The 26,904-nt window shown below is 63.9% G+C and carries 29 protein-coding genes; 10 read left to right on the top strand and 19 right to left on the bottom strand.

All coding sequences use genetic code 11. From position 1 onward, the window contains the following. Positions 1–85 precede the first annotated feature (85 nt). Positions 86–1,510, bottom strand: a complete 1,425-nt coding sequence (locus tag AB7G19_RS34125) for an undecaprenyl-phosphate glucose phosphotransferase (protein WP_085402144.1) — start codon at positions 1,508–1,510, stop codon at positions 86–88. A gap of 345 nt (positions 1,511–1,855) precedes the next feature. Between AB7G19_RS34125 and AB7G19_RS34130 the strand changes: the two genes are divergently transcribed. Both AB7G19_RS34130 and AB7G19_RS34135 read left to right on the top strand, forming a co-directional pair. Next, positions 1,856–2,179, top strand: coding sequence for a hypothetical protein (locus tag AB7G19_RS34130; RefSeq protein WP_085402145.1), 324 nt, complete (start codon positions 1,856–1,858; stop codon positions 2,177–2,179). Positions 2,180–2,291: 112 nt separating this feature from the next. Continuing rightward, complete coding sequence (locus AB7G19_RS34135; protein WP_028154250.1) at positions 2,292–3,026, top strand: metallophosphoesterase family protein; 735 nt, start codon at positions 2,292–2,294, stop codon at positions 3,024–3,026. Positions 3,027–3,054: 28 nt separating this feature from the next. Here AB7G19_RS34135 and AB7G19_RS34140 read toward each other — a convergent pair whose 3' ends face one another. The 4 genes from AB7G19_RS34140 to AB7G19_RS34155 form a co-directional block, all read right to left on the bottom strand. Further along, the gene (locus AB7G19_RS34140) at positions 3,055–3,477 is read right to left on the bottom strand and encodes a hypothetical protein (RefSeq protein ID WP_028150369.1); all 423 of its coding nucleotides are present in this window, start codon (positions 3,475–3,477) and stop codon (positions 3,055–3,057) included. Positions 3,478–3,528: 51 nt separating this feature from the next. Continuing rightward, on the bottom strand, positions 3,529–3,774 hold the full coding sequence (locus tag AB7G19_RS34145) for a hypothetical protein (protein ID WP_039146277.1): 246 nt from the start codon (positions 3,772–3,774) through the stop codon (positions 3,529–3,531). Between the two features lie 87 nt (positions 3,775–3,861). Continuing rightward, positions 3,862–4,032: a hypothetical protein gene (locus tag AB7G19_RS34150; protein WP_162136531.1), complete on the bottom strand. Its 171-nt coding sequence runs from the start codon at positions 4,030–4,032 to the stop codon at positions 3,862–3,864. 134 nt (positions 4,033–4,166) lie between these two features. Then, on the bottom strand, positions 4,167–4,421 hold the full coding sequence (locus AB7G19_RS34155) for a hypothetical protein (protein ID WP_201266198.1): 255 nt from the start codon (positions 4,419–4,421) through the stop codon (positions 4,167–4,169). 239 nt (positions 4,422–4,660) lie between these two features. Between AB7G19_RS34155 and AB7G19_RS34160 the strand changes: the two genes are divergently transcribed. The 4 genes from AB7G19_RS34160 to AB7G19_RS34175 all read left to right on the top strand — a co-directional run bounded on the left by AB7G19_RS34160 (position 4,661) and on the right by AB7G19_RS34175 (position 6,818). Next, positions 4,661–4,915 (top strand): hypothetical protein, encoded by a 255-nt coding sequence (locus AB7G19_RS34160; protein ID WP_085402146.1) that lies wholly within the window; start codon positions 4,661–4,663, stop codon positions 4,913–4,915. A gap of 393 nt (positions 4,916–5,308) precedes the next feature. Then, positions 5,309–5,482 (top strand): hypothetical protein, encoded by a 174-nt coding sequence (locus AB7G19_RS34165; RefSeq protein WP_166103634.1) that lies wholly within the window; start codon positions 5,309–5,311, stop codon positions 5,480–5,482. Positions 5,483–5,705: 223 nt separating this feature from the next. Beyond that, entirely contained in the window at positions 5,706–5,957 is a 252-nt protein-coding gene (locus AB7G19_RS34170; protein WP_014497530.1) for a hypothetical protein, read from the top strand. Positions 5,958–6,452: 495 nt separating this feature from the next. Then, positions 6,453–6,818 carry a VanZ family protein gene (locus tag AB7G19_RS34175; RefSeq protein WP_028150366.1) on the top strand — a complete coding sequence of 122 codons (366 nt, stop codon included), beginning with the start codon at positions 6,453–6,455 and terminating at the stop codon, positions 6,816–6,818. A 24-nt stretch (positions 6,819–6,842) separates the two neighbouring features. Here AB7G19_RS34175 and AB7G19_RS34180 read toward each other — a convergent pair whose 3' ends face one another. From AB7G19_RS34180 to AB7G19_RS34235, 12 genes are all read right to left on the bottom strand, one after another. Further along, positions 6,843–7,127: a hypothetical protein gene (locus AB7G19_RS34180; RefSeq protein WP_085402148.1), complete on the bottom strand. Its 285-nt coding sequence runs from the start codon at positions 7,125–7,127 to the stop codon at positions 6,843–6,845. Between the two features lie 124 nt (positions 7,128–7,251). Next, positions 7,252–7,698 (bottom strand): hypothetical protein, encoded by a 447-nt coding sequence (locus tag AB7G19_RS34185; protein WP_085402149.1) that lies wholly within the window; start codon positions 7,696–7,698, stop codon positions 7,252–7,254. A 149-nt stretch (positions 7,699–7,847) separates the two neighbouring features. Beyond that, positions 7,848–9,575, bottom strand: a complete 1,728-nt coding sequence (locus AB7G19_RS34190) for a chemotaxis protein (protein WP_354079009.1) — start codon at positions 9,573–9,575, stop codon at positions 7,848–7,850. 5 nt (positions 9,576–9,580) lie between these two features. Continuing rightward, a complete protein-coding gene (locus AB7G19_RS34195; protein ID WP_063985238.1) occupies positions 9,581–10,672 on the bottom strand; it encodes a protein-glutamate methylesterase/protein-glutamine glutaminase in 1,092 nt (363 codons plus the stop codon). A gap of 16 nt (positions 10,673–10,688) precedes the next feature. Next, on the bottom strand, positions 10,689–11,543 hold the full coding sequence (locus tag AB7G19_RS34200; protein ID WP_071916273.1) for a CheR family methyltransferase: 855 nt from the start codon (positions 11,541–11,543) through the stop codon (positions 10,689–10,691). Positions 11,544–11,681: 138 nt separating this feature from the next. Beyond that, positions 11,682–13,484, bottom strand: coding sequence for a methyl-accepting chemotaxis protein (locus AB7G19_RS34205; RefSeq protein WP_071916274.1), 1,803 nt, complete (start codon positions 13,482–13,484; stop codon positions 11,682–11,684). A gap of 60 nt (positions 13,485–13,544) precedes the next feature. After that, on the bottom strand, positions 13,545–14,021 hold the full coding sequence (locus AB7G19_RS34210) for a chemotaxis protein CheW (RefSeq protein ID WP_063985241.1): 477 nt from the start codon (positions 14,019–14,021) through the stop codon (positions 13,545–13,547). 36 nt (positions 14,022–14,057) lie between these two features. After that, positions 14,058–15,755 (bottom strand): methyl-accepting chemotaxis protein, encoded by a 1,698-nt coding sequence (locus AB7G19_RS34215; RefSeq protein WP_071916275.1) that lies wholly within the window; start codon positions 15,753–15,755, stop codon positions 14,058–14,060. Positions 15,756–15,793: 38 nt separating this feature from the next. After that, positions 15,794–16,255: a chemotaxis protein CheW gene (locus AB7G19_RS34220; RefSeq protein WP_201266195.1), complete on the bottom strand. Its 462-nt coding sequence runs from the start codon at positions 16,253–16,255 to the stop codon at positions 15,794–15,796. Further along, positions 16,255–18,342, bottom strand: coding sequence for a chemotaxis protein CheA (locus AB7G19_RS34225; RefSeq protein ID WP_085402151.1), 2,088 nt, complete (start codon positions 18,340–18,342; stop codon positions 16,255–16,257). The genes AB7G19_RS34220 and AB7G19_RS34225 overlap by 1 nt, the downstream gene beginning before the upstream one ends. Next, positions 18,339–18,704, bottom strand: coding sequence for a response regulator (locus AB7G19_RS34230; protein WP_008142319.1), 366 nt, complete (start codon positions 18,702–18,704; stop codon positions 18,339–18,341). The genes AB7G19_RS34225 and AB7G19_RS34230 overlap by 4 nt, the downstream gene beginning before the upstream one ends. After that, entirely contained in the window at positions 18,704–19,027 is a 324-nt protein-coding gene (locus tag AB7G19_RS34235; protein ID WP_063985245.1) for an STAS domain-containing protein, read from the bottom strand. The genes AB7G19_RS34230 and AB7G19_RS34235 overlap by 1 nt, the downstream gene beginning before the upstream one ends. A gap of 286 nt (positions 19,028–19,313) precedes the next feature. Between AB7G19_RS34235 and AB7G19_RS34240 the strand changes: the two genes are divergently transcribed. From AB7G19_RS34240 to AB7G19_RS34250, 3 genes are all read left to right on the top strand, one after another. Further along, entirely contained in the window at positions 19,314–20,453 is a 1,140-nt protein-coding gene (locus AB7G19_RS34240; protein WP_354113350.1) for a response regulator, read from the top strand. A 188-nt stretch (positions 20,454–20,641) separates the two neighbouring features. Further along, positions 20,642–21,313, top strand: a complete 672-nt coding sequence (locus AB7G19_RS34245; protein ID WP_085402153.1) for a hypothetical protein — start codon at positions 20,642–20,644, stop codon at positions 21,311–21,313. 18 nt (positions 21,314–21,331) lie between these two features. Next, the gene (locus AB7G19_RS34250) at positions 21,332–23,482 is read left to right on the top strand and encodes an adenylate/guanylate cyclase domain-containing protein (protein WP_085402154.1); all 2,151 of its coding nucleotides are present in this window, start codon (positions 21,332–21,334) and stop codon (positions 23,480–23,482) included. Between the two features lie 26 nt (positions 23,483–23,508). Here the strand turns inward: AB7G19_RS34250 and AB7G19_RS34255 are convergent, their stop codons facing one another. Together AB7G19_RS34255 and pobA are read right to left on the bottom strand one after the other, a co-directional pair. Beyond that, positions 23,509–24,573, bottom strand: coding sequence for an SDR family oxidoreductase (locus AB7G19_RS34255; protein ID WP_441268741.1), 1,065 nt, complete (start codon positions 24,571–24,573; stop codon positions 23,509–23,511). Positions 24,574–24,750: 177 nt separating this feature from the next. Further along, entirely contained in the window at positions 24,751–25,923 is a 1,173-nt protein-coding gene (pobA, locus tag AB7G19_RS34260) for a 4-hydroxybenzoate 3-monooxygenase (RefSeq protein ID WP_085402156.1), read from the bottom strand. A 51-nt stretch (positions 25,924–25,974) separates the two neighbouring features. Between pobA and AB7G19_RS34265 the strand changes: the two genes are divergently transcribed. Further along, complete coding sequence (locus AB7G19_RS34265; RefSeq protein ID WP_085402198.1) at positions 25,975–26,880, top strand: helix-turn-helix domain-containing protein; 906 nt, start codon at positions 25,975–25,977, stop codon at positions 26,878–26,880. Positions 26,881–26,904 lie beyond the last annotated feature (24 nt).

The following is a 26,904-nucleotide window of genomic DNA, read 5'->3' on the forward strand; positions in this document are numbered from 1 at the left end:
CATGCTGCAAAATGCAGGCCGTTTCCCCTCTGCACGGGCGGCGTGCGGGTCGGGCGCGGCAACGCGCGCCCGACGTCGGCCTGGCTCAGTAGGCTTCCTGATGAATCAGCGCCAGCGCGGTCTTCAGGATGATCCTGAAGTCGAGCCAGATGCTCCAATTGCTGACGTACCAGATGTCGTATTCGACCCGCTTTTCCATCAGATCGATGGTCGGCGTCTCGCCGCGGAAGCCGTTGACCTGGGCCCAACCGGTCAGGCCCGGCTTCATGTGATGCCGGTACACGTAGTTGCTGATGATCGGATCGTAGTAATTGTCGTGCGCGAGCGCATGCGGGCGCGGCCCGACCAGCGACATCTCGCCGCGCAGAACGTTCCAGAGCTGCGGCAGTTCGTCGATGCTGGTCCGCCGCAGCGCACGGCCGACACGGGTCACCCGCGCGTCGCTCTTCGTCGCCTGCGTGACCACATGACCGTTCTCCGCCACCGTCATCGAGCGGAACTTCCAGATATCGAATTGCTTGCCGTTGAAGCCGCGCCGGGCCTGCTTGAAGATCACTTTGCCCTTGGAATCGAGCTTGATCATGATCGCAGCCGTGATCAGCAGCGGCGCCAGCAGCAGAAGCGCGAACGAGGCAAGGCCGATGTCGAGGCAGCGCTTCTGCGCCTGCTCGAACACGCTGAGCGGCGCGCGCTGGATCTCGATCGCGACCGTGCCGCTGACGGGCTGGAACGGACGCGAGACCAGATCGGCGATCGGGAAATCCGGCAGAAGACGGATCGGCTGGGGGACAACGCGCAGATGCTGGCTCAGCTTCTGGAGAAGCGGCATCTCGTCCCAGTCGATGACCAGGAGATATTCTTCCACATCCGCCGTGCGCGCTTGACGGGTGATGTCGCGAATCTCGTGATCCCAGCCCGCGCCCTCTTCAGACGGATCGAGCACGAAATGTCGCACGACGTTGAAGCCGTGCTTGCGCAGATCCTTGAACCGGGTCGAGGTGAAATCGAGAGGCTTGAGGCTGAGCAGCACGACCTTGCGGTCCACCAGACGGCCCTTGGCGTAGCTCGAGGTCAGCGCCAGGCGCCACAGCACGCGCAGACCGCCCAAGGCGACGCCGCCGGTCGCGGCGAACAGCAGCGTGGTTCCGCGCGACAGGTCCGCGGACGATTTGAGCAGGAACGCCTCGACGGCGAGAATAGTGAGCGAGATCAGCCAGACCGCCAGGGCCTTGCGCAGCTGCCAGACCGTGTTCAGCAGACGATGGTGATCGTAGACGCCCTGGAAGTAAGCGATGGTCACGAACACCGCGCCGACGACCAGGCCTGCTCCGACGGATGAGTCCTGCTCGATCACGAGCACGCGATACAGGCCGCTCGCCACGAAATAGCTGAGCAGTACGGCGACGAAGTCTCCGGCGATCAAAGCCACTTGCAGGGGTCTTTGGAGGGCACCGCGTCGGTTCGAGATAACCGAATAATAGTTTTCCGAACCGTAAGTTGCTACAGCCATCCGAACCTCGCTGCCTCGTCACCACTCGCAATCAGAATTGCGAGCAAATCGATCTAATTTTTTCGATGTGCGCCGAAGTATATCTTAACTAAACAAAGCGACATTGCGGCAGTGCACCGAAAAAATCAAATCGATTTTCATGCAATGCAGCGTCGCAGCAAAACAATGCTCAAACTACTGTCACACGCGTGACAATTAAGCAGGCATCACGCCGCGTTTCACACCAAATCGCGTCATTTTCGCACAGCATTGTCGCGCGCATTTGAACGGCTGTTCAACCATGCCGCTTAAGCCGTTATTAGGCCGCGGCCATTAACACTCGTGACCAATTCGAGGAGTTGCGTCGTGAGTACGGTTGCCATTTTCAGTCTGCTGATCGGATCGTTGCTGGGAGGCCGATTCCGAATCTTCATCCTGCCGCCCGCCATCGTTCTCGGCGCCACGATCCTCGGTGCGGGCTCCGCCTGGCGGGGACATGATTCAGCTCACATCGTTGTGACGATCCTCGTTTTCGCGTCGGTGCTCCAGCTTGGCTATTTCTGCGGCGCGGTTCTGGTCCGCGCGCGAGAGGCCGCCTATCGCGGCAAGGCCGCACCATCGTTCGACAGCGGCAACTCGGCCAGCCTCGCGCAAGCTTGGGGACGGGTGATTCGCAACGCTGGTGAATGATCGAGCAGGCGCAGGCTTGCCGGCAGGGGTAGAAAAAAACCTGCTCGGACACCCAAATTCGCCGATAGCATATTGACATCCCGGGCGAAGCTCTTTGAAAGAGTTGCACCCCATGTCCATGATTGCGCCCCGAAATTCGCCCCGGCCGAAGCTACCGAACGGCGTGCGCATCTATGCGATCAGCGATATCCACGGCTGCGCCCATCTGCTCGAGCAGATGTTCGCCGTGATCGATGCGGACATGGCGAACAGCCGGCCGTATCGCGCGATCGAGGTCTTCCTCGGCGACTACATCGATCGCGGACCGGACTCGCGTCATACCCTCGATCTCCTGATCAACCGCAGCCGCCGCCGCAACACCGTCTTTCTCAAGGGCAATCACGAGGCCTATTTCACCTCGGTGCTGGAAGATCCCGCCCGCGCCGCCGAATGGTTTCAGTTCGGCGGGCTCCAGACCCTGATGTCGTACGGCGTATCGGCCGCGCCCGGCCTTGGCAAGGACGAGTTGCCCGATCTGGTTCGCGAGCTCACATCCGTGATGCCGCCGGAGCACATCGCGTTCCTGCGCCAGTTGCGGCCGACCTTCACATGCGGCGACTTCTTCTTCGTCCATGCAGGGGTGCGTCCGGGAATTCCGCTCTCCGAGCAGCGCGAGCAGGACCTGTTGTGGATCAGGGACGAGTTCCTGCAAAGCAATAGGCGCTTCGGCAAATACGTCGTGCACGGCCATACGCCGGTGAAGCAGGCCGAGCTGCTCGAGAACCGGGCCAACATCGATACCGGGGCCTACGCCACCGGAAACCTGACGCTGCTGTCCATTCAGGGCAACAGCATGCTCGCGATCTAGCGGTCTCGCTCGCGCGCCGTACCAGGCGTCAGTTGGTGGGGCTCGCCGGAGGCCGGTAGTCCGGGAAACGGCTCAGCATCGCCGCCTTCAGGAACTTGAAATGGGCGATCGAGGCGCCGAGCTCCTTGAGCCGGCGCTGGCCGTTCAGGATTTCCTTGTCGAACAGGTCCTGGTGGTGATTGTCGAGCGCCTCGCGCTCGAGGTATTCGTCGTCGCCGTTGCCGATCGTCACGGCGGCGCGCGCCAGCACGTCCTCGACCCGGCGGTTGAGACCTGACTGCTCGCGCTCCGCCGCATGCAGGGCGTCATCGATCGCAACCATGATGGCTTCGATGCGGGTGCGATCGGTTTCGGCGTCGCGCTCGGGCGAGCGCGCGCGGAACACCTGCTCTCCGCCGAAACGGTCTTTCAGGAAGTTATGGGTGCGGGCCCGCAGGAAGAGCTGAAACATGCGTGCATTTTCCGGTTCGAGGCGCCAGACCAGAAAATGGGCCTGCGATGGTTAATAAAGGTTGAATCCTTCGCGCCGTTCGGTGCGGCTTTGCGCCATCCAGGCCCTCCAGGCCCCCTCGTGCTTCTCATAGAGCTCGAGCCTGCGCCGCTCGCCGGCATCGGGCGCGACCTGCGCCTGCTCGCTGTCGAGCCGCTCGAACTCGAACGTCTCCTCGGGCGTCAGGCCGATCAGGACGCGGCGACCTCCCCCATCGACGAAATACCGCCGTGGCGCGTTGTACGTCGGGCTCGTCATGGCGTCTCCCCGAAATCCCGTCATGATTCACTCCCCTCCACCGCCATGCGAGCCGCAACGCGAGAACCGCACGCCGGTTGTAAATCCTCAGAATGCACGCCGCGCCCTCGCCAATGAACTGTTCTGCCGGAACGCGGTGGGACTGTAGGGACGGTGGAACGGATGACGCTCCGCGCGCTCGCGGGGCCGCAGCGCGCGTGTCGCATAGCCTGCGCCAAAGCCAGCGAGGAGCGAGACCAGGATCGCGAGCAGCATCATTCGTAATTCGTTCCAGTGATACTGGCAGTCTCATCCTCGAGTTGTGTCGAGATCATGATCACCGCCGCTGATTTTCTCGTCATGCCAGGGATTTTTTGGGCAGCACCCTGCATGCGAAGTGATCGGCTCGTGCGTCAGCCGAAAAACCAGAGGAACAATCGCACCAGCAACAGCGTGATGAAATACACCCAGCCCGCCATCGCGATCAGCGCAACGCTGAAGAACGCGCCTTCAAACGCCCGCTCTCTGAGCTTGGTGAGAGGAAGTGCCGCTCGCGCCTTTTGAAGCATCTCGGTCTTCTTGATTTTGTTGATTTTGATTTGTTCGTGCGCGCGCACCATAGCCGAACGAATTCGACGATCTCGTGACGACTCAACCGAGAGAAGCATAATACTGCTCGTCAAACCGCTGCCGCATGCATCGCGATTGGATTTTTTCTCGTTCGAAGCCGTTGCGACCAACCGGCGCCGATTCAATTCAAGTTGATCGCTCGAATCGACGTCGTGATTTCGAAGCAAACAATGTCGTGATCCCGAAGCATCTAATTCCTAATCGCGCACAAGTGCTGACGCCGCAACGCCGTGCCATCCATTATCAAGGGGAGATTGCCGCCTGAGCTTGGAGGACATTGAGCGCGCAGGGAACAAGTTCCCTGCTCGCCTCCATCGCCAGCATGGCGTCCGAGCAGCTCCTGCCTGTCTTCGGCAAGCCGATGATCCCGTGCCTGCGATCCATCCTGACGTTCGCCGACGTCAGGAGAATCCTCACCACCACCACGCGGCAGGACCAGTCGCTGTTTCGACGGCTGCTCGGCGACGGCTCGGGGATCGGCACTTCTTCCATGCTGATCAGAACAGTCCGCGCGGATTGGCGGAGCTGCTGAGTCTTGCCGCAGCGTCGAGACGCGAAGTCGGGTCTCGGATATCGGCAGGCGCCCCCCGCGAGGATTTCGAGTGCGGACTTGCGAAGACCGTGCGCCGGTTCTGCGACAACCGGACGTGGTGGCAGAACATCCTCGATCCCCACCATCACAGCGTGCAGATCGATCTTGGTTAGCGAAACTCCGTGGTTATACGGAGCGCAACGCGCCGATTTCATCGCGGTAAGGTTGAGCAGTTAGCTTAATCCGCGTTGTTTGTTGCGAACCTTAGTGGATCGCATATCCATCTTCTCACCGGGCTCCCCCAGGCCCGGCCCCACCCAAGCAAAGCCGTCGAGCGAACGTGGGTCCGCTTGGCGGCTTTGTCTTTGTCTCGACGAGAGGATGATTTCGGTTATGGCGCGCAGGCCCTGGTCGTTCAAGGAAGACCGCCGGCTGATGGAATTGGCCAAGTCTTCGACTTCGCTGGAAGAGGCAGCAAAACTTCTCGGGCGCTCGCCCGATGCGATCAAGCGTATGGCCTTGCGCCTCGGCCTGTCGCTCAAATCCAAGGGCGCCAAGAAGGGCTAGCGTCGGCCGCGCGCGACACGTCATGGACGGGTGTGTCCGCCTCATCGATCGATGAATGGCAGCCGCCAGTCGACATGGGCCGATCGCTTCAGCACTCTCGATCTCTCCGCACCCGGATGTTAGACTATCCAACGATGAAGATTGAACATCGTCCCTTTTCGGCGCAAAACGGTCGCCGGACCGGCTTCGGTCTCAGTTTGATAGATTGTTGGAGGAATGCACCATGTTGTCCCGCGCGCTCGCCGTAGCTCTGCTCCTGGCTTTGCCCTCAGTAGCGTCGGCGCAAGTCCCCGTGGGGTTCGGATTTCCAAACGGCGCGCCGTGGTGCGCCTTCGGTTTCGATTGCCGATTCCTGAATTACCGGGAATGCGCCGACTGGATTTTCGATCCTGCGCGCAACTGCCTCAAGAATCCGTACTTCGCAGCCCACTACCCGACCAATGTCGACAAGGGCTGGTCCTACAATCGGCGCTGAACGTCGGTCCCTGCGAACGGCTTGGTCATGCGGTCAGGCGCGTTGCTTTGTGCTTGACCGGAGGCCAGGTTTGTCGATGACGAGAATTTGGGCAGGTGCGATCGCCTGCCCGTTCCCCTGACGGCGGAACTCTCGGCGGCGCTCCGCATTGCTTTCGAAAGAAAGCTGGAGGCGGAGCCGTCATGGCAAGCTCTTTCCTTATCGTGATGTCGATCTGGTTCGGCATCAACATCCTGTTCTTGGCAGTCCGGCTTTGGGTCACCAGGCGGAAGAACTGGCAGATGAATGCCTGCCCTCGCCAACTCAGCGCCGTCCGCGTGAGATCGCGACTGCACCGCCACGTTTGACGTCAAGTGAATGCATGCGGATTGGGCCGTAGCCACAGCTCCGCGGCTCGCCCGTGAACCTTGGTTCATGCCCTCGAGGGTTTGTGAACCTTAACGATGTTCTTGGCTTTCGAAAGCGGCCAGCCGGTCGACCGGCTATGTTGGCGCAATGCGCCGCAACCATCTCATCGCAGCCGCGGTTATCTGTCTCGTGCTCATCGTCTATGCGACGCTGGCCAAGCTCGCGGGCCGGCCGGCACTCATGGGCCACGCGGAGGCCTACTGGGTCGTCGTGATTGAGCGCTTCAGCGCCTACGGCCTGTTGGGCTTCCTGCTGTCCTTCCTGCTACCGGGGCGCGTCAAGCTGGCTTGCGCGTTCGTGGTCGCCGTCGCAGTCGGGTTAGAGGTCTTGCAGGCCGTGACGCCGGATCGTGATCCACGATTCATCGATGTACTGCAAAAGGCCGCCGGCGGCACCGTCGGCGTCCTTCTGGCCCAGACCATCCTGGCATTCCTGCCGAGGCCGCCGTCCTGAGGCGGCCACCGGCGCCGCGAGAACTTACGCCACTCCGCGCCGCAAGCTCGGCTGACTGGTCGAAAGAACCCCGGACATCTGCCGATGGGCATCGCGCAGCGCCCTGATCGCGTCATCGAGGTCGAATTCGGCTTCGCGAACGGTCTCGAAGAACCGGGCCATCAAGGCGAGGTTCAGCTTCACGCGGGTGTTCCCGTCGCGGCTCTTGCGGCGATCGAGCGAAAGATGCAGCGCCTGCATCCTGGCCTCGGCAGCGCTGCAGCCGCTGAGGGTCGCGAGTTCGTCATATGTCATCCAGATCTGAGGCATGTCCCTGTCCGCCTTTTGTTATGGGCCCCAACCTAGATTTCACCTCTAAAACTAGTGTTGCCGCAGTCCAGTCGCGCCGTGATTTCGCGACAACAGCGTCAATGCAAAGCTAAAAGCCCGCACCCTACGACACAGGCGCCTTGGGCGGCGTGAACGGATGACGCGGCCGGGAACGGTTGTCGAGGCCCTTGGGCAGCTTGTCGGCGTTGAGCTTCACGACCGCGCATTTGGCGTCGGTTGCCGGCGCATCTTCCTGGCTGTAGATCAGCGTCGCCTCGAACTTCACGTCGGGTGCTTCCTTGGCCGTTCCCGAACAGCTCGCCACCAGGCCGTTGCACACACCCGAGAGTTTGACCTCGACCTCATCGGGCCCAAACACGCTCAGCGGGCCGTCAGCATGCCGGTTCACGGTCAGGACGGCCGAGAAGTGCTGCTCATCGACCCGGTAGGAACCACCATAAGTAAAGAAGCTGTCGCGGCCCGAGATCCGGCCCTCGGCCAGATCCACGATGCCGGTGCCCTGACCTCGTGGGGTCCTGAACCAGGCAGCGTATTTACCGTCTCTCAGCATGGGGAATTTTCCGAGGTGAAGATCGCCCTGTATTTGCGACCAACTCTGGGGCGCGACAATGACCTAACGGCCAGCCCTTCGGGCAAGGTTAATGCTCGGAAAACCCAATCCGTCGAATTGCCGCCGACGCGCGACGCCGGCGGCGAACGTCAGAACAACTCTATGCCGTCATCCGCGGTCTCGACCGCTTCGACGCGGCGCGTGGCGGCGATCGACGCAAGGCCAAGCGTTTGCAGGAATTCCCGGTGAACGTCCCGCTCGCGCTCCATCGTGTAGCGCGCGAAGAGATCATCGAGCATCGCCTGATCCTGCGCCTCCGGCTGCGGCCGCCGCGCGCCGGCGCTCGCGGTCTCGAGCCGCGCAGCAACCGCAGGCAAGGCTGCGGAGCTCTCGCCTAGCGAGCTCATCAGACCTTGCGCCGAATTCATCAGGCCCTCGAATTCCGCGCCTTCATCGACGAGCCGGCTCATCAGCTTGCCGAGCCGTTCGTTGCCGACCTCGACCTCGCGCAGCGCCTGGAGGATCTGCGGCTCGAACTTGGCGAGCTGCGTGGGATCGCCCCGGACGCGGAGCTCCTTCAGCTCGTTCGCAGAGCGCTCGATGCCGTCGAGCACGGGCCGCAAGCGCCCCGCGCCCACAGAGACCTGGTCGGCGGTCGCCTTGAGCTCGTTGGCGATCACGACGAAAGCGCTGCCGCGGCTGCCCAGATGGCTTGCCTTGAGGCCGGCATTCATTCCGATCAGGGTGATGTCGACGGTGGCCTCGGCGAGCCCGGCGATCGCCTGGCGAAACTTTGCCAGCGTGTCCTCGACGATGGCGAGCGCCTCGTCGACCGAGCGGCCGGCGCTCTCGCAGGTGGCGATCAGGGTCGAGGCATGTGCCAGTGCCTGCTTGATGCGCGCCAGGAACGATGACGAGCCGCCATCCGCGCCGCCGAACAGCGTGCGGCCATGGCCGACGACACTGCCCGCATCGTGCAGGATGGCGGTGAGCGCGCGAACGATCTGGCCGATATCGCCGCCGAATTCGCGCTGGGCGTCCCTGAGCAGGGCCGCCTGCAACTGGCAGATCGCGCGCGCGCCGTCCTCGCTCGCACCCCGTTCGGGAACGAGGCCCGGCACAGCTTCCGACACTTGGCCGAGGCCATGACAGACATGTTCGAGGCGCTGGCGCGTGCTGTCGCCGGCCTGCAAGGAAATGATCGCGCCGCCAACCGCCTCGGCGATCTTCCTGGTGCTGGTGCTCGCGAGGTCGGCGAGCTGGCTGCTGTCGCGGCGCTGGCCGCGCAATCCGGAATAGGCTGCGCCGAGCTCGGCGCTCTCCGACACCAATTGATTCCGATAACGGCTCTCGAACTCCTTCTGCCGACCGGCGGCAGTAGCAACGGCCTCCGACAGGCGCTGCTGGTCCCGCGCGCAGCTCTCGATCGAACCTTGTACCGCCTTGCCGAGATCGTAGGCTTCCTGCGTGAAGGCGAGAAAGCCCTCGCGATCGCCATCCAGCGAGGCCGCCTCGATCCGCGCGCTGCGCGCGATGATGGTGATCATCTGGATATGCTTGAACAGCGGCTTGAGCAGCGCGGACGCCTCCGCCGTGCTGGTGCCGATGGTCGCAAGCAGCGCGCTCTCGGACGGCAGCGCCTCTGCCAGCTCGCTGAGCCGCGCGGCGATCTCCTGTAGCGCGGTGGCCGCGCCCTCGATCTCGGCGCCGGAGAGTTCCTCCGAGAGCGTCGCGAGGCCCTGGTTCAGTTCCTTGAAGATGAGGTGGCCGCGACCGAGCTCGTGACCGACGCGCGCGAAGACGTCCTCGATCCGCGACGAGACATCCTCGATCGCGACGATCGCCTCGGTGAGCGTGTTGGCTGGAATGGCGGACATCGCAATCAACCTGCCACCGCAACGTGTCCGGCCTGATACCAGAGCATGATCTCGCGCGGGATATGATGCAGCGAGACGACCTTCTCGACACCGCCATGCGCGATGGCTTCCTTGGGCATGCCGAACACCACGCAGCTCTCCTCGTCCTGCGCGCGGGTCGAGGCGCCGAGCTTGCGCATCTCCAGCATGCCGCGCGCGCCGTCGTCGCCCATGCCCGTCATGATCACGCCGAGCGCATTGGCGCCGGCATGCTGGGCCGCGGAGCGAAACAGCACGTCGACCGAGGGGCGATGCCGCGACACCGGCGGGCCGTCCTTGATCGCGATCTGGTAACGCAGGCCGATGCGCTGGAGCAGCATGTGACGGGCGCCCGGCGCGATATAGGCGCATCCCGGCAGCACCGGCTCGCCGTCCTCGGCTTCCTTGACGCGGACCTGGCAGACGCTGTCGAGACGCCTGGCGAAGGCCGCGGTGAACCCTGCCGGCATGTGCTGGACGATGACGATGGGAGGACAGTGCGGCGGCAGCATCTCGAGGACGTCGTTGAGCGCTTCGGTGCCGCCGGTCGATGCGCCGATGCATACGATGCGCTCAGTCGTCGGCCGGACCTTGCCCTGCACCGGCGGCGGGATGATGGCGTCGGCGGTCAGCTTCCTCTCGATCATACGGCGCTCCGCCCGCGGACGCACCCGCGCGCGCGCTGCCGATTTCACGGCCTCGCGCAGCCGCGTCGAGCATTCGAGCAGCGCCTGCCGGGTGTCGATCTTCGGCTTCGGCACGATGTCGACCGCGCCCGCCTCGAACGCCTCGAACATCACGTTGGAGCCTTCCTCGGTGAGCGAGGAGCAGATGATCACCGGGATCGGGCGCTGCGCCATGATCTTGCGCAGGAAGGTCATGCCGTCCATGCGCGGCATTTCCAGGTCGAGGATCATGACATCGGGGATTTCGTTCTGGAGGCGGCGCGCCGCCGCGAACGGATCGGAGGCCGCCCCCATCACCTCGATGTCAGGATCGTCGTTGAGGATCGTTTGCAGGATTTGGCGCACCGACGCCGAATCGTCCACGATCAGTACGCGAACTTTCTCCCTCGGCATTCTGGTTGCGCTCCGGCTAGACCTTGAAAATGGTTGGCTGAACTTGCTTCAGACCCGGCACTGCACTGTGAATCATCGATTCCGAATGACCGACCAGAAGATAGCCGCCGGGCCGCAAATGGCTGCACAATTGCTCGATCACCTTGCGCTGGGTCTCGCGCTCGAAATAGATCAGGACGTTGCGGCAGAAGATGATGTCGACGTCCCGGTCGACGGGGTAGGACTTATCCATGAGGTTCATCCTCATGAAATGCGTCATGCGCCGCAATTCCGGCACCACCCGCACTTCGCCGCGCAACTTGTCCCGCGACGACAGGAAATAACGCTTCACGAAGGGCTCCGGCACCGGGGCGAGCACGTCGCGGGTGTAGATCGCGGACTTGGCAAGTCGCAGCACCGCGGTCGAGATGTCGGTCCCGAGGATGCGGTACTGAAACCGCGAGCCGTTCCGCGTCATGTCGTCCAGCACCATGGCGGTGGTGTAGGCTTCCATGCCGGTGGAGCTCGCCGAGCTCCAGATCTTCAGGTTCGCGTTCTTCCGCCCGTGCGACTTGAGCAGGGCCGGGATCGCGACGTCCCTCATGAAGGTGAAGTGCTGGGGCTCCCGGAAGAAGTCGGTCTTGTTGGTCGTCACCACATCGATGAGATGGGTCAGCTCGGTGTCGAAATGATCGGCCTCGAACAGGTTGTCGACATACTCGTTGAGGTCGGAGAAGTTCAGCGCGCGCACGCGCTTGTGCAGCCGCCCCTCCAGCATCAGCCGCTTGCCCTGCGGCAGCTTGATGCCGACCTGGCCCTCGATCAGTTCGGCTATGGTCCGGAAGTGGCGGTCGGACAGATGGACGACCGTATCCTGCACGGCGGGCATCATGGCTGAATGCCCCGATCCGCGATGGCCGCCTGCACTGAATATTGGGCCGAACGGGCCATCTTGAATCCCACGCGTTTACACGATCACTGACGGCGGATCGGCCCACCGGTGAAGGATGGGCCGACCTCTTGACCGCTCTCAGCGCTGGAAATCGGCGTCCCGATCGTCCTCGCCGTCGTTCATGTCGAAGGCGAAGCCGCCGCCACCGGCCGCCTTCACCGCGCGCGCCGGCCTCGCCTGCGGCTTCTTGGCCGGCCGCTCGACGGCCGCCATTGTCGCCGCCTTGGCGCGGAGCTGGGTAACCGCCCGGTCGATCGGCGCAGCGGCCTGGCTGCGTCCCTGCTCGATGCGGAAATAGGCGATCGTCGACTGAAGCTGCTCGGCCTGCGAGGCGAGCTCCTCCGAGGTCGAGGAGACCTGTTCGGACGCGCTGGCGTTCTGCTGGCCGACCTTGTCGAGCTGCTGGATCGCCTGGTTGATCTGGGCCGAGCCGACGTCCTGCTCGCGGCAGGCGGCGGTGATTTCCTCGACGAGCTCTGCCGTCCTCTTGATATCAGGGACGAGCTTGGAGAGCATATTGCCGGCTTCCTGCGCGACCTTGACGGTTTCAGTCGAGAGCGTGCCGATCTCGGCGGCGGCCGCCTGGCTGCGTTCGGCGAGCTTGCGCACTTCGGACGCAACCACGGCAAAGCCCTTGCCGTGCTCGCCGGCGCGCGCGGCCTCGACCGCGGCGTTGAGCGCGAGCAGGTCGGTCTGGCGCGCGATCTCCTGCACGATCGTGATCTTCTCTGCGATGGTCTGCATCGCGTTGACGGCGCGGCCGACCGCGGCGCCGCTGGCCTCGGCATCCTTGGCGGACTGCGCGGCGATCTTCTCGGTCTGGTTGGCGTTGTCGGCGTTCTGCTTCACGTTCGAGGCCATCTCTTCCATCGAGGAGGAGGCTTCCTCGGCGGACGAGGCCTGCTCGGTCGCGCCCTGCGAGAGCTGCTCGGCACTGGCCGAGAGCTCCTGGCTGCCGGCGGAGACGTTCTGCGCCGCGGTCAGGGCTTCCGACACGATCTGGCGAAGCTTCTCCACCATGCGCTCGAGCGCGAGGCCGAGCGTATCCTTGTCCGACAGCGGTTTGGCCTCGACCATGAGATCGCCCTGCGCGATCTGGTTGGCGAGCGCCGCCGTCGCGTTGAGGTTGACCGTCATCGCGTTCAGCGACTTGATGAGATCTCCGATCTCGTCATTGCTGGAGGACTCGATCTTGTGGCTGAGATCGCCGATCGCCACCGCATCAGCGAGGCCCACCGCCTGCGCCAGCGCACGGCTGATGTTCAGCGCAATCCAGGTCGCCGCGACCGCGGCGATCAGGAGCGAGGCAATGACCAGGCTCATCAGCAGCATCTCGGCGCGCGCACCGTCCTGCTTTGACTGCTCGGCCTGCTCAGCCATGTTCTTCTTGACATTCTTGATGTAGACATCGGCCGCTTCGATCGCGTCCGCAACGACCTTGCGGCCATCATGCATGGAGCGGTCCAGGGCCTTTGGCTTGTCGGTCTTCGCGAGCCGGACCGTCTCGTCCTGATAGGCGTTGAGCTTGGCGAAAGCGACGTTGAAGACCTCCATCAGCTTCTTGCCGCTTTCGCTGGCAGCCGCGTAGATCTCGTCCTTCGACTTGGTGATCGCATCGCGGTTCTTGATGAGGTCGGCCTGGAACTGCTCGTGCTCTGCATCGGACGCTGCGAGAATCGCGTTCTTCTCCGCGCGCACAAGGAACAGGATGCCTTCCTTCAGCTCCGCGGCCTTTTCCATCCGGCCCGCACGGCTGACCAGAAGCTCGGTGGTGCTGACCATGTCCGCCAGCTTCATATAGCCGACCGCACCGGCGATCATGGACAGCAGGATGACGACGCCGAAGGCGCTGGCAAGCTTGGCTTTGACGGTGAATCTCATGTCAGTCTCGTTGGTTCGAATTGGGGTGCTTACGCTTGACCACGCTTCACGCTTGCAAATTCAGGCGGCGCGAGAGGTATCGCGCCCTTCCGGGATCTCGTCGTTCGCCATCAGCTTGGCGAGATCGAAGATGACGACGAATTTCTCGCCCTTGCGGCCGATCCCGGCGGCATAGTCGGACTGCCATTTGCCGCCGACCTCGGGGATGGGCTCGATCGCCTGCTCGTCGATATCGGTGACCTCGAACACGCAATCGGCCACAAAGCCGACGCCGACCAGGCGATCCTTCATCGGCACGTCGAGGATGATGATGCGGGTCGCTTCAGTCGCTTCCACGGCCGGCAGGCCGAGCTTGGTGCGGAGGTCGACGATGGGATAGCCGCTGCCGCGCACGTCGATCATGCCGAGCAGGAAATTCGGCGCATGCGGCAGCCGTGAGATCGGCCGCATGTCGAGAATTTCCCGGACATTGCGGATGCTGATGCCGAACGTCTCGCCGGCGAGCCCGAGCGTCAGATATTGCGAGGTTGCGGCCATGGTACGGTCCAGGGTCAGATTGTTTTCAAGTTGCGGTCAGCGCTGGAATTCGGCGTCGCGGTCGTCTTCGCCGTCATGCATGTCGAAGGCGAAGCCGCCGCCATTGGCGACCTTCATCGCGCGCGCCGGCTTGCGGGCGGGCGCGGGCTTCTTGACGCCGCGGTCCGCTGCCGCCATGTGCGCGGCCTTGGCGCGGAGCTGGGTGACGGCGCGGTCGATCGGCGCGGGCGCGGCAGCCTCGCCGCGGCCGGCATGCTCGATGCGGAAGAACGAGATGGTGGACTGAAGCTGCTCGGCCTGCGAGGCGAGCTCCTCGGAGGTAGAGGACACCTGCTCGGAGGCGCTGGCGTTCTGCTGGCCGACCTTGTCGAGCTGCTGGATCGCCTGGTTGATCTGGGCCGAGCCAACGTCCTGCTCGCGGCAGGCCGCCGTGATCTCCTGGACCAGCTCGGCGGTCTTCTTGATGTCGGGCACGAGCTTGGACAGCATGTCGCCGGCTTCCCGCGCGACCTTCACGGTTTCCGTCGACAGCGTGCCGATGTCCGCCGCTGCCGCCTGGCTGCGTTCGGCGAGCTTGCGCACTTCGGACGCGACCACCGCAAAGCCCTTGCCATGCTCACCGGCGCGCGCGGCCTCGACCGCGGCGTTGAGGGCAAGCAGGTCGGTCTGGCGCGCGATCTCCTGCACGATCGTGATCTTCTCGGCGATGGTTTGCATCGCATTGACGGCACGCCCCACGGCGACGCCGCTGGCTTCCGCGTCCTTGGCCGACTGCGCGGCGATCTTCTCGGTCTGGTTGGCGTTGTCGGCATTCTGCTTTACGTTCGAGGCCATCTCCTCCATCGAGGACGAGGCTTCCTCGGCCGACGAGGCCTGTTCGGTCGCGCCCTGCGACAGCTGCTCGGCACTGGCCGAAAGCTCCTGGCTGCCGGCCGAGACGTTCTGCGCCGCGGTGAGTGCTTCGGCGACGATCTGCTTGAGCTTCTCGACCATGGAGTTCAGCGAGGTAACGAGATCGCCGATCTCGTCGTTGCTTGTGACCTTGATCGACTGGCTGAGATCGCCATCGGCAACCGCGCCGGCGAGCCCGACGGCGCGGCCGAGACCGCGGGAGATGCTCAAGGAAATCCAGATCGCGGCGATCAGGCCGATGACAAGCGAAGCCAGCACGGCCGAGATCAGTAGGAGCTGGGCCCGGTTGCCGTCCTCGTGAGCCTGGGCCGCCTGAGCGGCCATGTTCTTCTTGACGTTGGTGACGTAGACGTTGGCGGCTTCCATGGCCTCGGCGACCGCCTTGCGGACCTCGGTCATGGAGCGCTCGGCGGCTTTCGCCTTGTCGGTCCGGGCGGTCTTGAGGGCGTCGTCCTGAACGGCGTTCATCCGCGCATACGCGACGCCGAAATTCTCCATGAGTTTCTTGCCTTCGGGGGAAGCCGCGGCCTGGATCTCTTCCTTCAACTTCGAGAGCGTCTCGCGCTGCTTGGCGATTTCGGCGATAAAACGATCCGCCTCGCCTTCAGGCGCGAGAATGAGGTTCTTCTCGGCGCGAACCTGAAGCAGGATACCCTTCTCGATCTCCGCCGCACGGTCCATCCGGTTGGCACGCGACACCAGACTGTCGGCGGTGTCGATCATCTCGCTCAGTTTCACATAAGCGAGGCCGCCCGCCGCCATCGACAGCAACAGGACCACACCGAACGCGATGGCAAGCTTTGCCTTGACCGTGAATCTCATTTCCAGCCCCTACCCCAGTCTCGCCCCGAGACCTCATTTCAATTCAGGATGCGTTCCATGTTGGGAACGATGACAAACTCTTCTCGCCACTTGGCGATGAAACGGATGAATTCCGGCTTCCAGTGCATGCCGACGCGCGGCGTCTGCTGCACGTCGGCCTGCGATATCTCGGTGACCTCGTAGACCTTGTCGGCAGTGACGCCGACCAGGACCGGCTCGCCGTCGAGCGTGAGCTCGATGACGACGATGCGCGTGTCGGCCGAATTGTCGAGCTGCGGCATGCCGAAGCGGATGCGCAGGTCCGCAAGCGGAATGACGTTGCCGCGCACGTTGATGACGCTCGGAACGAAGGCCCGCGCGCCCGCCACCTTGGTCACCGGCACGGGATCGATGATCTCGCGCACGAGGCCTGCGTCGAGCGCGAACTTCTCCTCGCCGAGGCCGATCATTACGACCTGCATCGCGTCGGCGTGATGCTCGCCCGTCAAACCATCGTTCATCAGGCCGCCTCGCTGATATGCTGTTTCTCGACCTTCGACTGCGCCAGCGTGACGAGCTGCGCGACATCGAGGATCAGCGCCGCCGTGCCGTCACCCAAAATCGTCGCGCCGGAGAAGATCGTGACGTCGGAGTGCAGCTTGGAGAGCGACTTGATCACGGTCTGGTGGTTGCCGATGATCTGGTCCGCGACAAGACCGACGTGCGTCTCACCGGTCGAGATGATGATCGTCTTCTGGTGCCGGTCGGGCGTACCCGACGCAGTCATGATTTCGCGCAGCCTGAGGAAGGGCACGAGATTGCCTCGCACGTTGAGGAAGTTGCGGCCGCGGGAGCGCTCGTCCTCGGCGGTCAGCTCGATGCATTCCTCCACGGCCGACAACGGAATGATGTAGCGGCCCTCGCCGACACGGATCAAAAGACCCTCGATGATCGCAAGCGTCAGCGGCAGGCGCAGCGTCACCGTGGTGCCCTGGCCCGGCCGGGTCGACAGATCGATCGTGCCGCGCATGTTCTCGATGGTGCGCTTGACGACGTCCATGCCGACGCCGCGGCCCGACAGCGCCGAGATGGTCTGCGCGGTCGAGAAGCCCGGGTGGAACAGGAACTGGTGGATCTCGTGATCGGTCAGCACGGCGCCGGAGGCGATCAGCCCCTGCTCTTCCGCTTTCGCGCGAATGCGCGCGGTGTTGAGGCCGCCGCCATTGTCCTTCACGGTGACGAGCACCTGCGCACCGGAATGAACGGCGGCGAGTTCGATCCGGCCCTGCTCCGTCTTGCCGTTGGCGGAGCGGGTCGCGGTGTCTTCGATGCCATGGTCTATGGCGTTGCGGATTAGGTGCACCAGCGGATCGGCCAGGCACTCGATCATGGTCTTGTCGAGTTCGGTATCCTCGCCCGTGGTGACGAATTCGACCGGCTTCGACAGGTCGCGCGACAAATCGTGCACCAGGCGGCGGAAGCGACCGAACAGCGAGCCGATCGGTACCATGCGCGCGCCCATCGTGGTGTCGCGCAGGGAGGAGGCGAGGCGCTCGATTTCCTCTGCGATCATCTTGATCGAGAGATCCGAACCGGACGAGGCGAGCTGCGTCAGCCGCGCCTGGGCGATGACGAGTTCGCCGACCCGGTCCATCAACTCGTCGAGACGCTCGGCCTGGACGCGGACGGTGGCGATGCCGCGATCGTCACGCTTGGCCTCGGGTTTCGGTTCAGACTTGGATTCAGGCTTGGCTTCCGGCTTCGGCTCCGCCTTTGCGACGGGCTGCGCGGCGACAGGCGCAACAACAGCCTCGACCGCCGGCGCGGCCATCTCGGCCACAGGAGCCGGCTCCTCGTCGAGGAGCTGGAACAGCGGCAGCGGCGCGGGGGCTTCGACCTGCTCAAGCGGCGAGAGGGTCAGCTTCATCTCGTCCTGGACGAACATGAATACGTCGTCGATCGCGTCCTTGTCGCAGGCGGCGTGCAGCTTGACGTCCCACTTCAGATAGCAGTCTTCCGGCTCCATCTCGTCGAGGAACGGGATGCCGTCGGTCACGGGCACGACGAAGCACGGGCCGAGCTTGCAAAGGTCTTCCAGCAGATCGAGCGGGTTCGAGCCGTTGCGCAGGATGTGGGATTCAAATTCCAGATACAGGTGCCAGCCGGCCTGCTTGCTTTCACCGGGGGCCAGCGGCGGCGCTTCGGCGATTTCGGCGACGGGCGCGGCGGACTGGTCGGGAAACACGAAGCGCTTGAGGTCGTCGAGGATGGCCTCGCCGATGATGTCGTCGGTCGACTGCGGATCCTCGATCAGCGCGCGGATATAGTCCTTGGCCGCAAGCGCGACCGAGATCAGCTCCTGCGTCGGCTTGATCTCGCCCTTGCGGACGCGGTCGAACGCGGTCTCGAATTCGTGGGTAAAGGAGGCGACCTTGTCGAAGCCGAACATGGCGCCCGAGCCCTTGATCGTATGCAGGGCGCGGAAGGCGGAATCGACCAGCTCGCGGTCGTCGGGACGCTGGCCGAGGTCGAGCAGGGCCCCTTCCAGGACCTCGAACAGTTCGCTGGCTTCCTGGCGAAAGACCTCTGTCGGGTCCATCGCGTTCATGCACGCACCAGCTTGCCGACCACGGCGAGCAGCTGCTCCGGCTTGAACGGCTTGGTAATCCAGCCGGTGGCGCCGGCGCTCTTGGCTTCCTGCTTCACCGTGTCGTTGGATTCGGTGGTCAGAAACACGATGGGCATGCCGACCGCGCTCGGCAGCTTGCGCAGCGCCCGGATCAGCTCCAGCCCGTTCATGACGGGCATATTGAGGTCGGTGATGACGAGGTCGAGCTTGCCGGCCTGCGCCTTGGCGAGCCCTTGTGCGCCGTCGCCGGCCTCGATCACGTTGTGACCGGCCGGCTCGAGCACGACCTTGATCATCTGACGGATGCTGGGGGAATCGTCGACCGTGAGAATCGTGGCCATCAGGTGCCATCTTTCTTTTGCGGGAAGTGCTGATCGATCATCGCATCGCTGGCGAAGCCGGCGCGGCGAAGGGTGTTGCGCAGAGACTGGGAGAACGATGTGAGCACCACCGGGCGGCCTTGGGCCTCGCCCGTCTTGGCGGTCGACAGCAGAAGCTGGATCGAGGTTACGTCGGCCTTGTCGACGCTCGAACAATCGATCTCGAGCCGATCCTGCCGGCCGAAAGCTTCGCGGATCAGGTCATAGACACTGCGGATCGCAGCGATGCTGCAATCTGCAGGCAGCCGTAGGGACCACTTCGGCTCAGTGACGTCAGACGGCATTCGTCCCCCAGATTTCCTCGGGATTCGCTGCACGCATGACGCGAATCTCGCGCGACGACTATTCGCTTGGGAGAGTGTGCAAACCCCTAATAGGCATCACCGTACAACTACGGGTCACAAACCGAAGAACTTCGCGTATGCATGCAGGCGTGCATGGTTCGCTCAATTCGCATGCGCTGTGCGCAGTCTTGAGTCAGTTCGCCGCAGCCCGGGCGTTTGCTCCGCGTTAAATCGCAAAGACTATTCGTGGAGGTCACGCCTCGCATCCGAACGAGACCGGCCGCCGATGCTGACCCAAGCGCTTCTCGTTGATGACAGCCGCTCTGTCCTCAATTTCCTGAAACGTCATATCGAAGCCGAAGGCCTGGTCGAGGCCACGACTTTCCTCGATCCCGTCGAGGCGCTGGCTTGCGCGCGCGAGCGCGTCTTCGACCTCGTGCTGGTCGACTACGAGATGCCGCATATGGACGGCATCAGCTTCATCCGCGCCTTCCGCACCCTGCCCGGCTGCGCCGACATCCCGATCGCGATGATCACGTCGCGACAGACCGATGACGTCAAGATGGAAGCGCTGCAGGCTGGTGCAACCGATTTCTTACCGAAACAGCCACAGAGCGTGGAGATGACGGTGCGCCTGCGCAATTTGGTGCGCCTTGGTGCAGCCGTGCGCAAGCAGAACGACCGGGCCGCGGATCTCGCGAGCGCGGTCGCGGCCGCGACCCAGAAGCTCGGCGAGCGCGAGGAGGAGATCATCTTGCGGCTCGCGCTCGCGGTCGAATACCGCGACAACGACACCGGCGAGCACACGCTGCGGGTCGCCCGCTACAGCCGCATCATCGCCGAGCAGCTCGGCCTGCCGCCCCGGCTCTGCCGCGACATCTATCTGGCCGCGCCCCTGCACGACGTCGGCAAGGTCGCCATCCCCGACCATATCCTCCTCAAGCCCGGCAGGCTCACCGACGAAGAGATGGCGGTGATCCGCACCCATGCGACGATCGGCGAAAAGATTCTGGCGGACTCCAGCTGCGAGCTGATCCAGCTCGGTGCGCAAATTGCCGCAGGCCATCACGAGCGTTGGGACGGCGCGGGCTATCCGAACGGCCTTCAGGCAGACGAGATCCCGGTCGCCGCGCGCGTCGTCGCGGTCGCCGACGTCTTCGACGCCCTGACGACGCGCCGGCCATATAAAGAGCCGATGCCGCTCGACGTGGCGCGCGACTATCTGGTCGAGAACCAGGGCCGGCAGTTCGACCCGGCCTGCGTCGAGGCCTTCCTGTCGCGCTGGGACGAGGTCGTGGAAATCGCCGCCGGTCAGCAGGCGACGCCGTATCAGAAGACCGAAGCCCCTCTCGCGCCTATTATAGAGTGTGCGGCAGAGAGCCCTGCGGTCGAGGACCGGTTGCCTGAGCCCGTCCCGGCCGCCTGACATGATCCATCCGGCAAATAGCTTGCTGCGGCTTCGCTTTTCTCCGGTCGCAGGTTTGAACCTGTTCCTGCTAGAGTGCACCAACAACCAAGAGTGATTCCGGTCACATTTGTCTGGACGCGCCGCTGCTAAGCATCGGACCAAGACGGGGACCGGCGATATATCGGTCGAATTGGATGAGAACTCCCATGAGAAGCCTGATCGGCGCTGGTGTCGGCGCGTTCTGTCTTGCGGCCCCCGCTTTGGCGGAGACCCCGGCCGCGATCGTCGAGGACGTCCAGGGCAAGGTCGACGGCATCGCGTTCATGGACTATGTGGCGCCCGGCAAGATCATCAAGCTCGGGCCCAAGGCCAGCATCACGCTCAGCTACCTCAAATCCTGCCAGCGCGAGATCATCAGCGAAGGCGTCGTCCTGGTCGGCGCCGAGCAGAGCACCGTGCAACTCGGCGAGGTCAAGCGCGAGAAGGTGCCCTGCGATACCAATGCAGCAAAACTGTCCGAGCGCGAGGCCAACCAGAGCGCCGCAACGACCTTCCGCACCATGCGATCGGACGCCAAGGGAGCGCCGCCGGCCAAGCTGCCGACGCTCTATGGCGTCGCCCCGCTGATACAGGCCAAGAGCGGCAGCACGCTGGTGATCGAACGCACCGACGGCAAGGAGCCCACGATCAGCGTGCCGCTCAAGAGCGAGATCATGGTCGGTGGCAAGTTTTATGACTTTGCCAAAGCCGGAAAGACACTGACCCCGGGCGGCAGCTATCTCGCCATCCTCGGCGCCAAGCGCTACGCTTTCCAGGTCGATGCCAGCGCCACGTCATCGCCGACGCCGATCGTCGGCCGGCTGCTGCGGCTCGAATAGGCGGTCTGCGACGGGGCGATGCGACGGATCGGGGGACGGGACATCGTTGCGGCGATCCTGATTGCGCTGGTTGCGGGCGCGGTCTTCACGTCCCCGCCGCTTCAGACGCTGCAAGGTCTCTCGCTCGATATCCTCACGGCGCTGCGCTGGAAGCTCGTCGGCGATCGCCGCGATCCCGCCGATTCGCCGGTCGTCGTCGTGGCCATCGACGGCGAGACCTACGACACCCCACCCTTCAAGGGATCGCCGACGCAGACCTGGACACGCGAGATCGGCCGTGTGCTCACCGGCATCACCGACGGTGGCGCCAAGGTGATCGGCTTCGACGTCATCTTTCCAAGCTCGATCGAGCAGTCGGAAATCCCCTTCGGCGAGGTGCCGCTCGGCGCGCGCATGAGAGGGTTTGACCGGGATTACCTGATAGCGTTGCGGCAACTCTCCGACGGCGACAAGCTCGTGCTCGGCGAGATCCTCAGCAACGACCATCCGGAGAGGCCGTATCGTGCGCAACAATTGGCGGTGCGCACCAACATCCGCGCGCTCAATGTCCATACCGACGCGGACGATGTCATCCGGCGAATGCCACTCAGCTTCTCCATCGACGGCAAGCCGGCCCCCGCGATGGCAGTCGAGCTCGCCGCGCGCGCGCTCGGCGGAAAGCCCGCGATTGCGCCGTCCGGTGCGACCGAGCTATCCGGCTATTCGGTCCCGAGCGCGGTGCCGAACACGCTGACGCTCAACTTCCGCGGAATGGGCCGCGACGTTCCGACCTATTCCTTCGCCGATCTGCGCGCCTGCGTCGAAAAAGGCGACCGCGATTTCTTCCGCCACGCCTTCGACGGTAAGGTCGTGCTGCTCGGCACCGCCCTGAACTTCGAGGACCGCAAGCTCACCTCGATGCGCCTTGCGGGCGGATATGACGGGGCGCCGGCCGCGCGCTGTGCCCTGCCCGCCCCGGCAAGCACCGCACAGAAGGCCCGGAGCGATATCGCCGGCGTCTTCGTGCACGCCACCGTCGTGCGAAACCTGATCGAGCGCGACGCCGTGACCGAGCTCGGCTTTCCCATGCGGACCGTTCTTGCGATCGTGTTCGCGGCGATCATCGCCTGCGCGGCCTCCATGCTCGCACCGGGCGGCGCGATGATCGCATGGCTCGGCCTCACTGCCGCTTACACAGCCGTCGCCGTCGCCGCGTTCGTGCACGCGCTGGCGCTGCCGCCGACCGAGCCTGCGCTCGCAAGTCTTGCCGCCCTCGCGATGATGATCGGCTACCGCTTCGTGCTCGCCGATCGCGACGAGCGCTTCCTGCGCCAGAGCTTTGCCTTCTATCTGGCGCCCGAAGTGATCAACACCATGGTCGCCTCCGGCAAGATGCCGGCGCTCGGCGGCGAGATGCGCAACGTCACCATGTTCTTCTCCGACCTCAGCGGCTTCTCCTCGATCGCCGAGACGATGACGCCGGGCGAACTGGTGACGCTGATGAACGAATATCTCTCGGCCATGACCGACATCATCGAGAGCCATGGCGGCTATGTCGACAAATATATCGGAGATTCCATCGTCGCGATGTTTGGCGCGCCGGCCGACGATCCCGCGCACGCGCGCAACGCGGTTCACGCCGCGCTGAAGTGCCACGAGAAGCTCGCGGAATTGAACGTCAGCAATCCCGCCTTCGCAGGCCATGGCCTGTCGCACCGCATCGGGCTCAACAGCGGCGAAGCCGTGGTCGGCAACATCGGCTCGCGCCGCCGCTTCAACTACACCGTGATGAGCGACACCGTGAACGTCGCCTCGCGCCTCGAGGGCGCCAACAAATATTACGGCACCGCCATCATGGCCTCGGAAACGACGATGGCGCAGACCGGCGACACTTTCGCCTGGCGTGAGCTCGATGCGATCAGGGTGCTCGGCCGCGGCGAGGCGATCCAGGTGTTCGAGCCGCTCGCGGACAAGGGCGCGGAGGGCGCCGAGCAGACGAAGGTGGCCACAGCGTATGCGGAGGGGCTGGCGTGCTGGCGGGCAAGGGAGTTTTCGAAGGCGGCCGAGGCGTTCGACGGCGTCGCGAAGATCGACCCGGCGTCGGCGCTGTTCGCCAAGCGCGCAAAAGCCCTCGCCGCAAATCCACCATCGCCAGAGTGGACGCCGGTCAATACGCTGGAAGGAAAGTAGCGGTTGTTTACTCTTCGTCAGAAGGCTCAAGGAATGACGTTCGCGGCACGCAACCTGCTGAAGAGATCGAAAAAACTGTCGTCCGTCGCCTGATATTCAGGGAAACCGAGCTTACGGCTCTTGCTCATATCGGTGACGACTTCGATAGGTCGGCCCAAGTCGGCATCGGTGTGCCATGCCGACGAAAGGACGGAGAGGTCTCTTTCGACGAGATCATACTTGAGCGCGATATCAGCCCATATACGACCTGAATCGGCAAGCTGACGCTCAAGCGGCGAAATTTCCTCTGGAAAGGGCGCAGGCTGCAACCCGAACCAGCCGGCCAGTCGCGCCCACATCCAGCTCCATCGGAAGACATCGCCATTTACGACGTTGAATGCCTGGTCTCGCGCGACCGTCGTCGTCGCGGCCCATTCCAGGTGCCGCGCCAGCAATCTGGCATCCGTCATATCCGTCAGGCCGGTCCATTGCATCGCCGAGCCTGGAAAGAGAAATGGCCGCCCCGTTTCTCGACAGATCGTCGCGTAGACGGCAAGCGTCGTTCCCATGTTCATGGCGTTGCCTATCGCATAGCCGATGATCGTGTGCGGGCGGTGAATGCTCCAGCTGAAACCACCGCGCCTGGCCGCATCGAATAGTTCGTCCTCCTGAGCGTAGTACAAGTTCTCGACATCGAGCCGCGGTTGCTCCTCGCGGAATGGCGTCGCGGGCAGCCTGCCTTTACCGTAGGACTCGAACGGTCCCAGGTAATGCTTTAGCCCGGTGACCAGCGCGACATGAGAAAGCGTATCTGCGCCGGAAAGTGCTCCCAACACGTTGCGCACCATCGCAGCGTTAACGCGGATATTTTCCGCCTCGGTCGGCTGACGTAGCCATGTGGCGAGAAACACGTGAGTGGGACGAAGGCTCGCCAGGATGTCGCGAAGCGAGGCCGGATCCTGCAAATCGGCCGCGATGGGACGAACACCATCGAGGCCGCTTGGCGGGCGCCTTGCGAGCCCAAGCACCTGCCAGCCGCGATCGCTGAGATGGCGGGCGAGATTGCTGCCGACAATACCGCTGGCGCCGACCACAAGCGCTGTATTCGTCATCGCTGCGCCCTCCTGTTCGGTTGAGGAGGTAGGAACTATCGCACAAGGCAACAGAGCATTTCGGCGTCCGTCACCACTTATTGAAAGGGAACCGGCCTGACGGGCGAACTCGCCTCGTGCCGCGAGGAGAGCTCCCCTTTGGAGCGGCAACGTCAGCTGAGCGGTCACAAACCGTCGCTAAAACGGCAGACCCACGTAATTCTCCGCGAGCAGCCGCTGCGCCGTCTCGGACGAGAGCAGGTACTCGAGCTCCGTCTGCTGAAGCCGGTCCTCGTATTCGGAACGGTCGGGAAAACGATGCAGCAGCATCGTCATCCACCACGAAAAACGCTGCGCTTTCCATATCCGCGCAAGCGCCTTGGCGGAATAGCCCGCAAGGCCGGAATCGTCGCCGTGCTGATAATGCGCAAGCATGGCGTGGTAGAGATAGTAGATGTCGGACGCCGCGCTGTTGAGCCCGCGCGCGCCGGTCGGCGGCACGATGTGGGCGGCATCGCCGGCGAGGAACAGGCGGCCGTAGCTCATCGGCTCGGCGACGAAGCTGCGCAAGGGCGCGATGCTCTTCTCGATCGAGGGCCCGGTAATCAGGCGGCCGGCGACCTCGTCCGGCAGACGGCGCTTCAGCTCCGTCCAGAATGCATCGTCGCTCCAGTCCTCCACCTTGTCGGTCAACGGCACCTGGACGTAGTAGCGGCTCAGCACTTGTGAGCGCAGCGAGCAGAGCGCAAAGCCGCGTTCATGCTTCACATAGATCAGCTCGGGCGACACCGGTTTCGTGCGCGACAGCACGCCGAGCCAGCCGAATGGATAGACCTTCTCGTATTCGCGCAGCACGTCCTTCGGGATGGACCTGCGGCTGACGCCGTGAAAGCCGTCGGCGCCAACGACGTAATCGCAATCGATGCGGACGATCTCGTCGTTTGATCGATAGGTCACGTAGGGCCGGTCCGACGTCAGATCGTGCGGCGTCACGTCCTCGGCGTTGTGCACGACCTTGCCGTCGAGGCGATCGCGCGCCTCGTAGAGGTCGCGCGTCAGCTCGGTCTGGCCGTAGACCAGCACCGAATTGCCGCCGGAATGCTTGTGCAGGTCGATATGGGAGAGCACGCCGTCATGCGCGATCTCGAAACCGTTGTGGATCTCGCCCTCGCGGTCCATCCGCTCGCCGCACTGCGCCTCGCGCATCAACCTGGCGAAGCCGTGCTCGAGCACGCCGGCACGGATGCGGGCGAGCACGTGGTCGCGGCTGTATTTCTCCAGCACGACCGTATCGATGCCCTTCAGGTGCAGAAGCTGGGACAACAGCAGCCCGGACGGCCCACCGCCGATGATGCAGACCTGAACTTTCATTTTTACGTCCTCCCGTCGCCGCGTTTTTTGCAGATGGGGCGCCGCAAACCGATGGAGGGTTTCGTCTTTGTCTTGTACTATTCGAACATGAGAACCGCAGCCTCAGCCCCGGCAATCCGGGTCTACAACCTCTTCGGCGAGTCCGGCGATCTGCCCGACGTCGTGCATTGCGAGACGATCGCGTCGCGCTCGGTGCTGCACGACTGGACGCTGGCCGTGCACCGCCATGCCCGGCTGCACCAGGTGCTGCTGATCGAGCGCGGCGGTGGCGAGGCGACGCTCGACGGGCGCGTGGTGCCGCTCCGGCCGATGCAGGTCGTCAATGTGCCGGTCGGCCATGTCCACGGCTTCCGCTTCGAGCCCGATACCCAAGGCTGGGTGCTGACCATCGCTGCGGAAATTCTGGACGAGGCACTGCTTGCCTCGGAAGGACTGCGCGGCACCCTGTCCCGATCGGCCGTGGTGCGCGGCACGCCGCAGATCCGCACCACCATGAAGCAGATCTTCGCCGAGCACGCCGCACGCGATTTCGGCCGCGCGCACGTGCTGCGTGCACTGTCGGCGGCCATGATCGGGCTGGTGGCCCGCGCGCTCACCAGCGAGAGCGGCGGCAACGGCACGGCGGAAAGCGGGCTGTTCCGCCGCTTCGAGGCGCTGCTGGAACAGCATCATCTGGAACGCTGGAGCGTTGCGGACTATGCAGGCGCGCTGTCGATCACGCCGACCCATCTCAACCGGCTGACGCGGGCGGCGACCGGCGACACCGCCTCGCACCTGATCCTCAACCGGCTGATCCGCGAGGCGCGTCGCAACCTCGTCTACACCAATTTGCCGGTCTCGACGATCGCCTACGCGCTCGGCTTCGAGGATCCCGCCTATTTCAGCCGCGTCTATGCCGCGGCCACGGGCCTGTCGCCGCGCGCCTTTCGCGCCCAACTCCATGGCGGCGAAGCTTGAGGCCATTCGTGATCGCGCCGGGCT

The sequence above is a fragment of the Bradyrhizobium sp. 215_C5_N1_1 genome (genome assembly GCF_052075935.1).
Lineage (GTDB): Bacteria > Pseudomonadota > Alphaproteobacteria > Rhizobiales > Xanthobacteraceae > Bradyrhizobium > Bradyrhizobium barranii.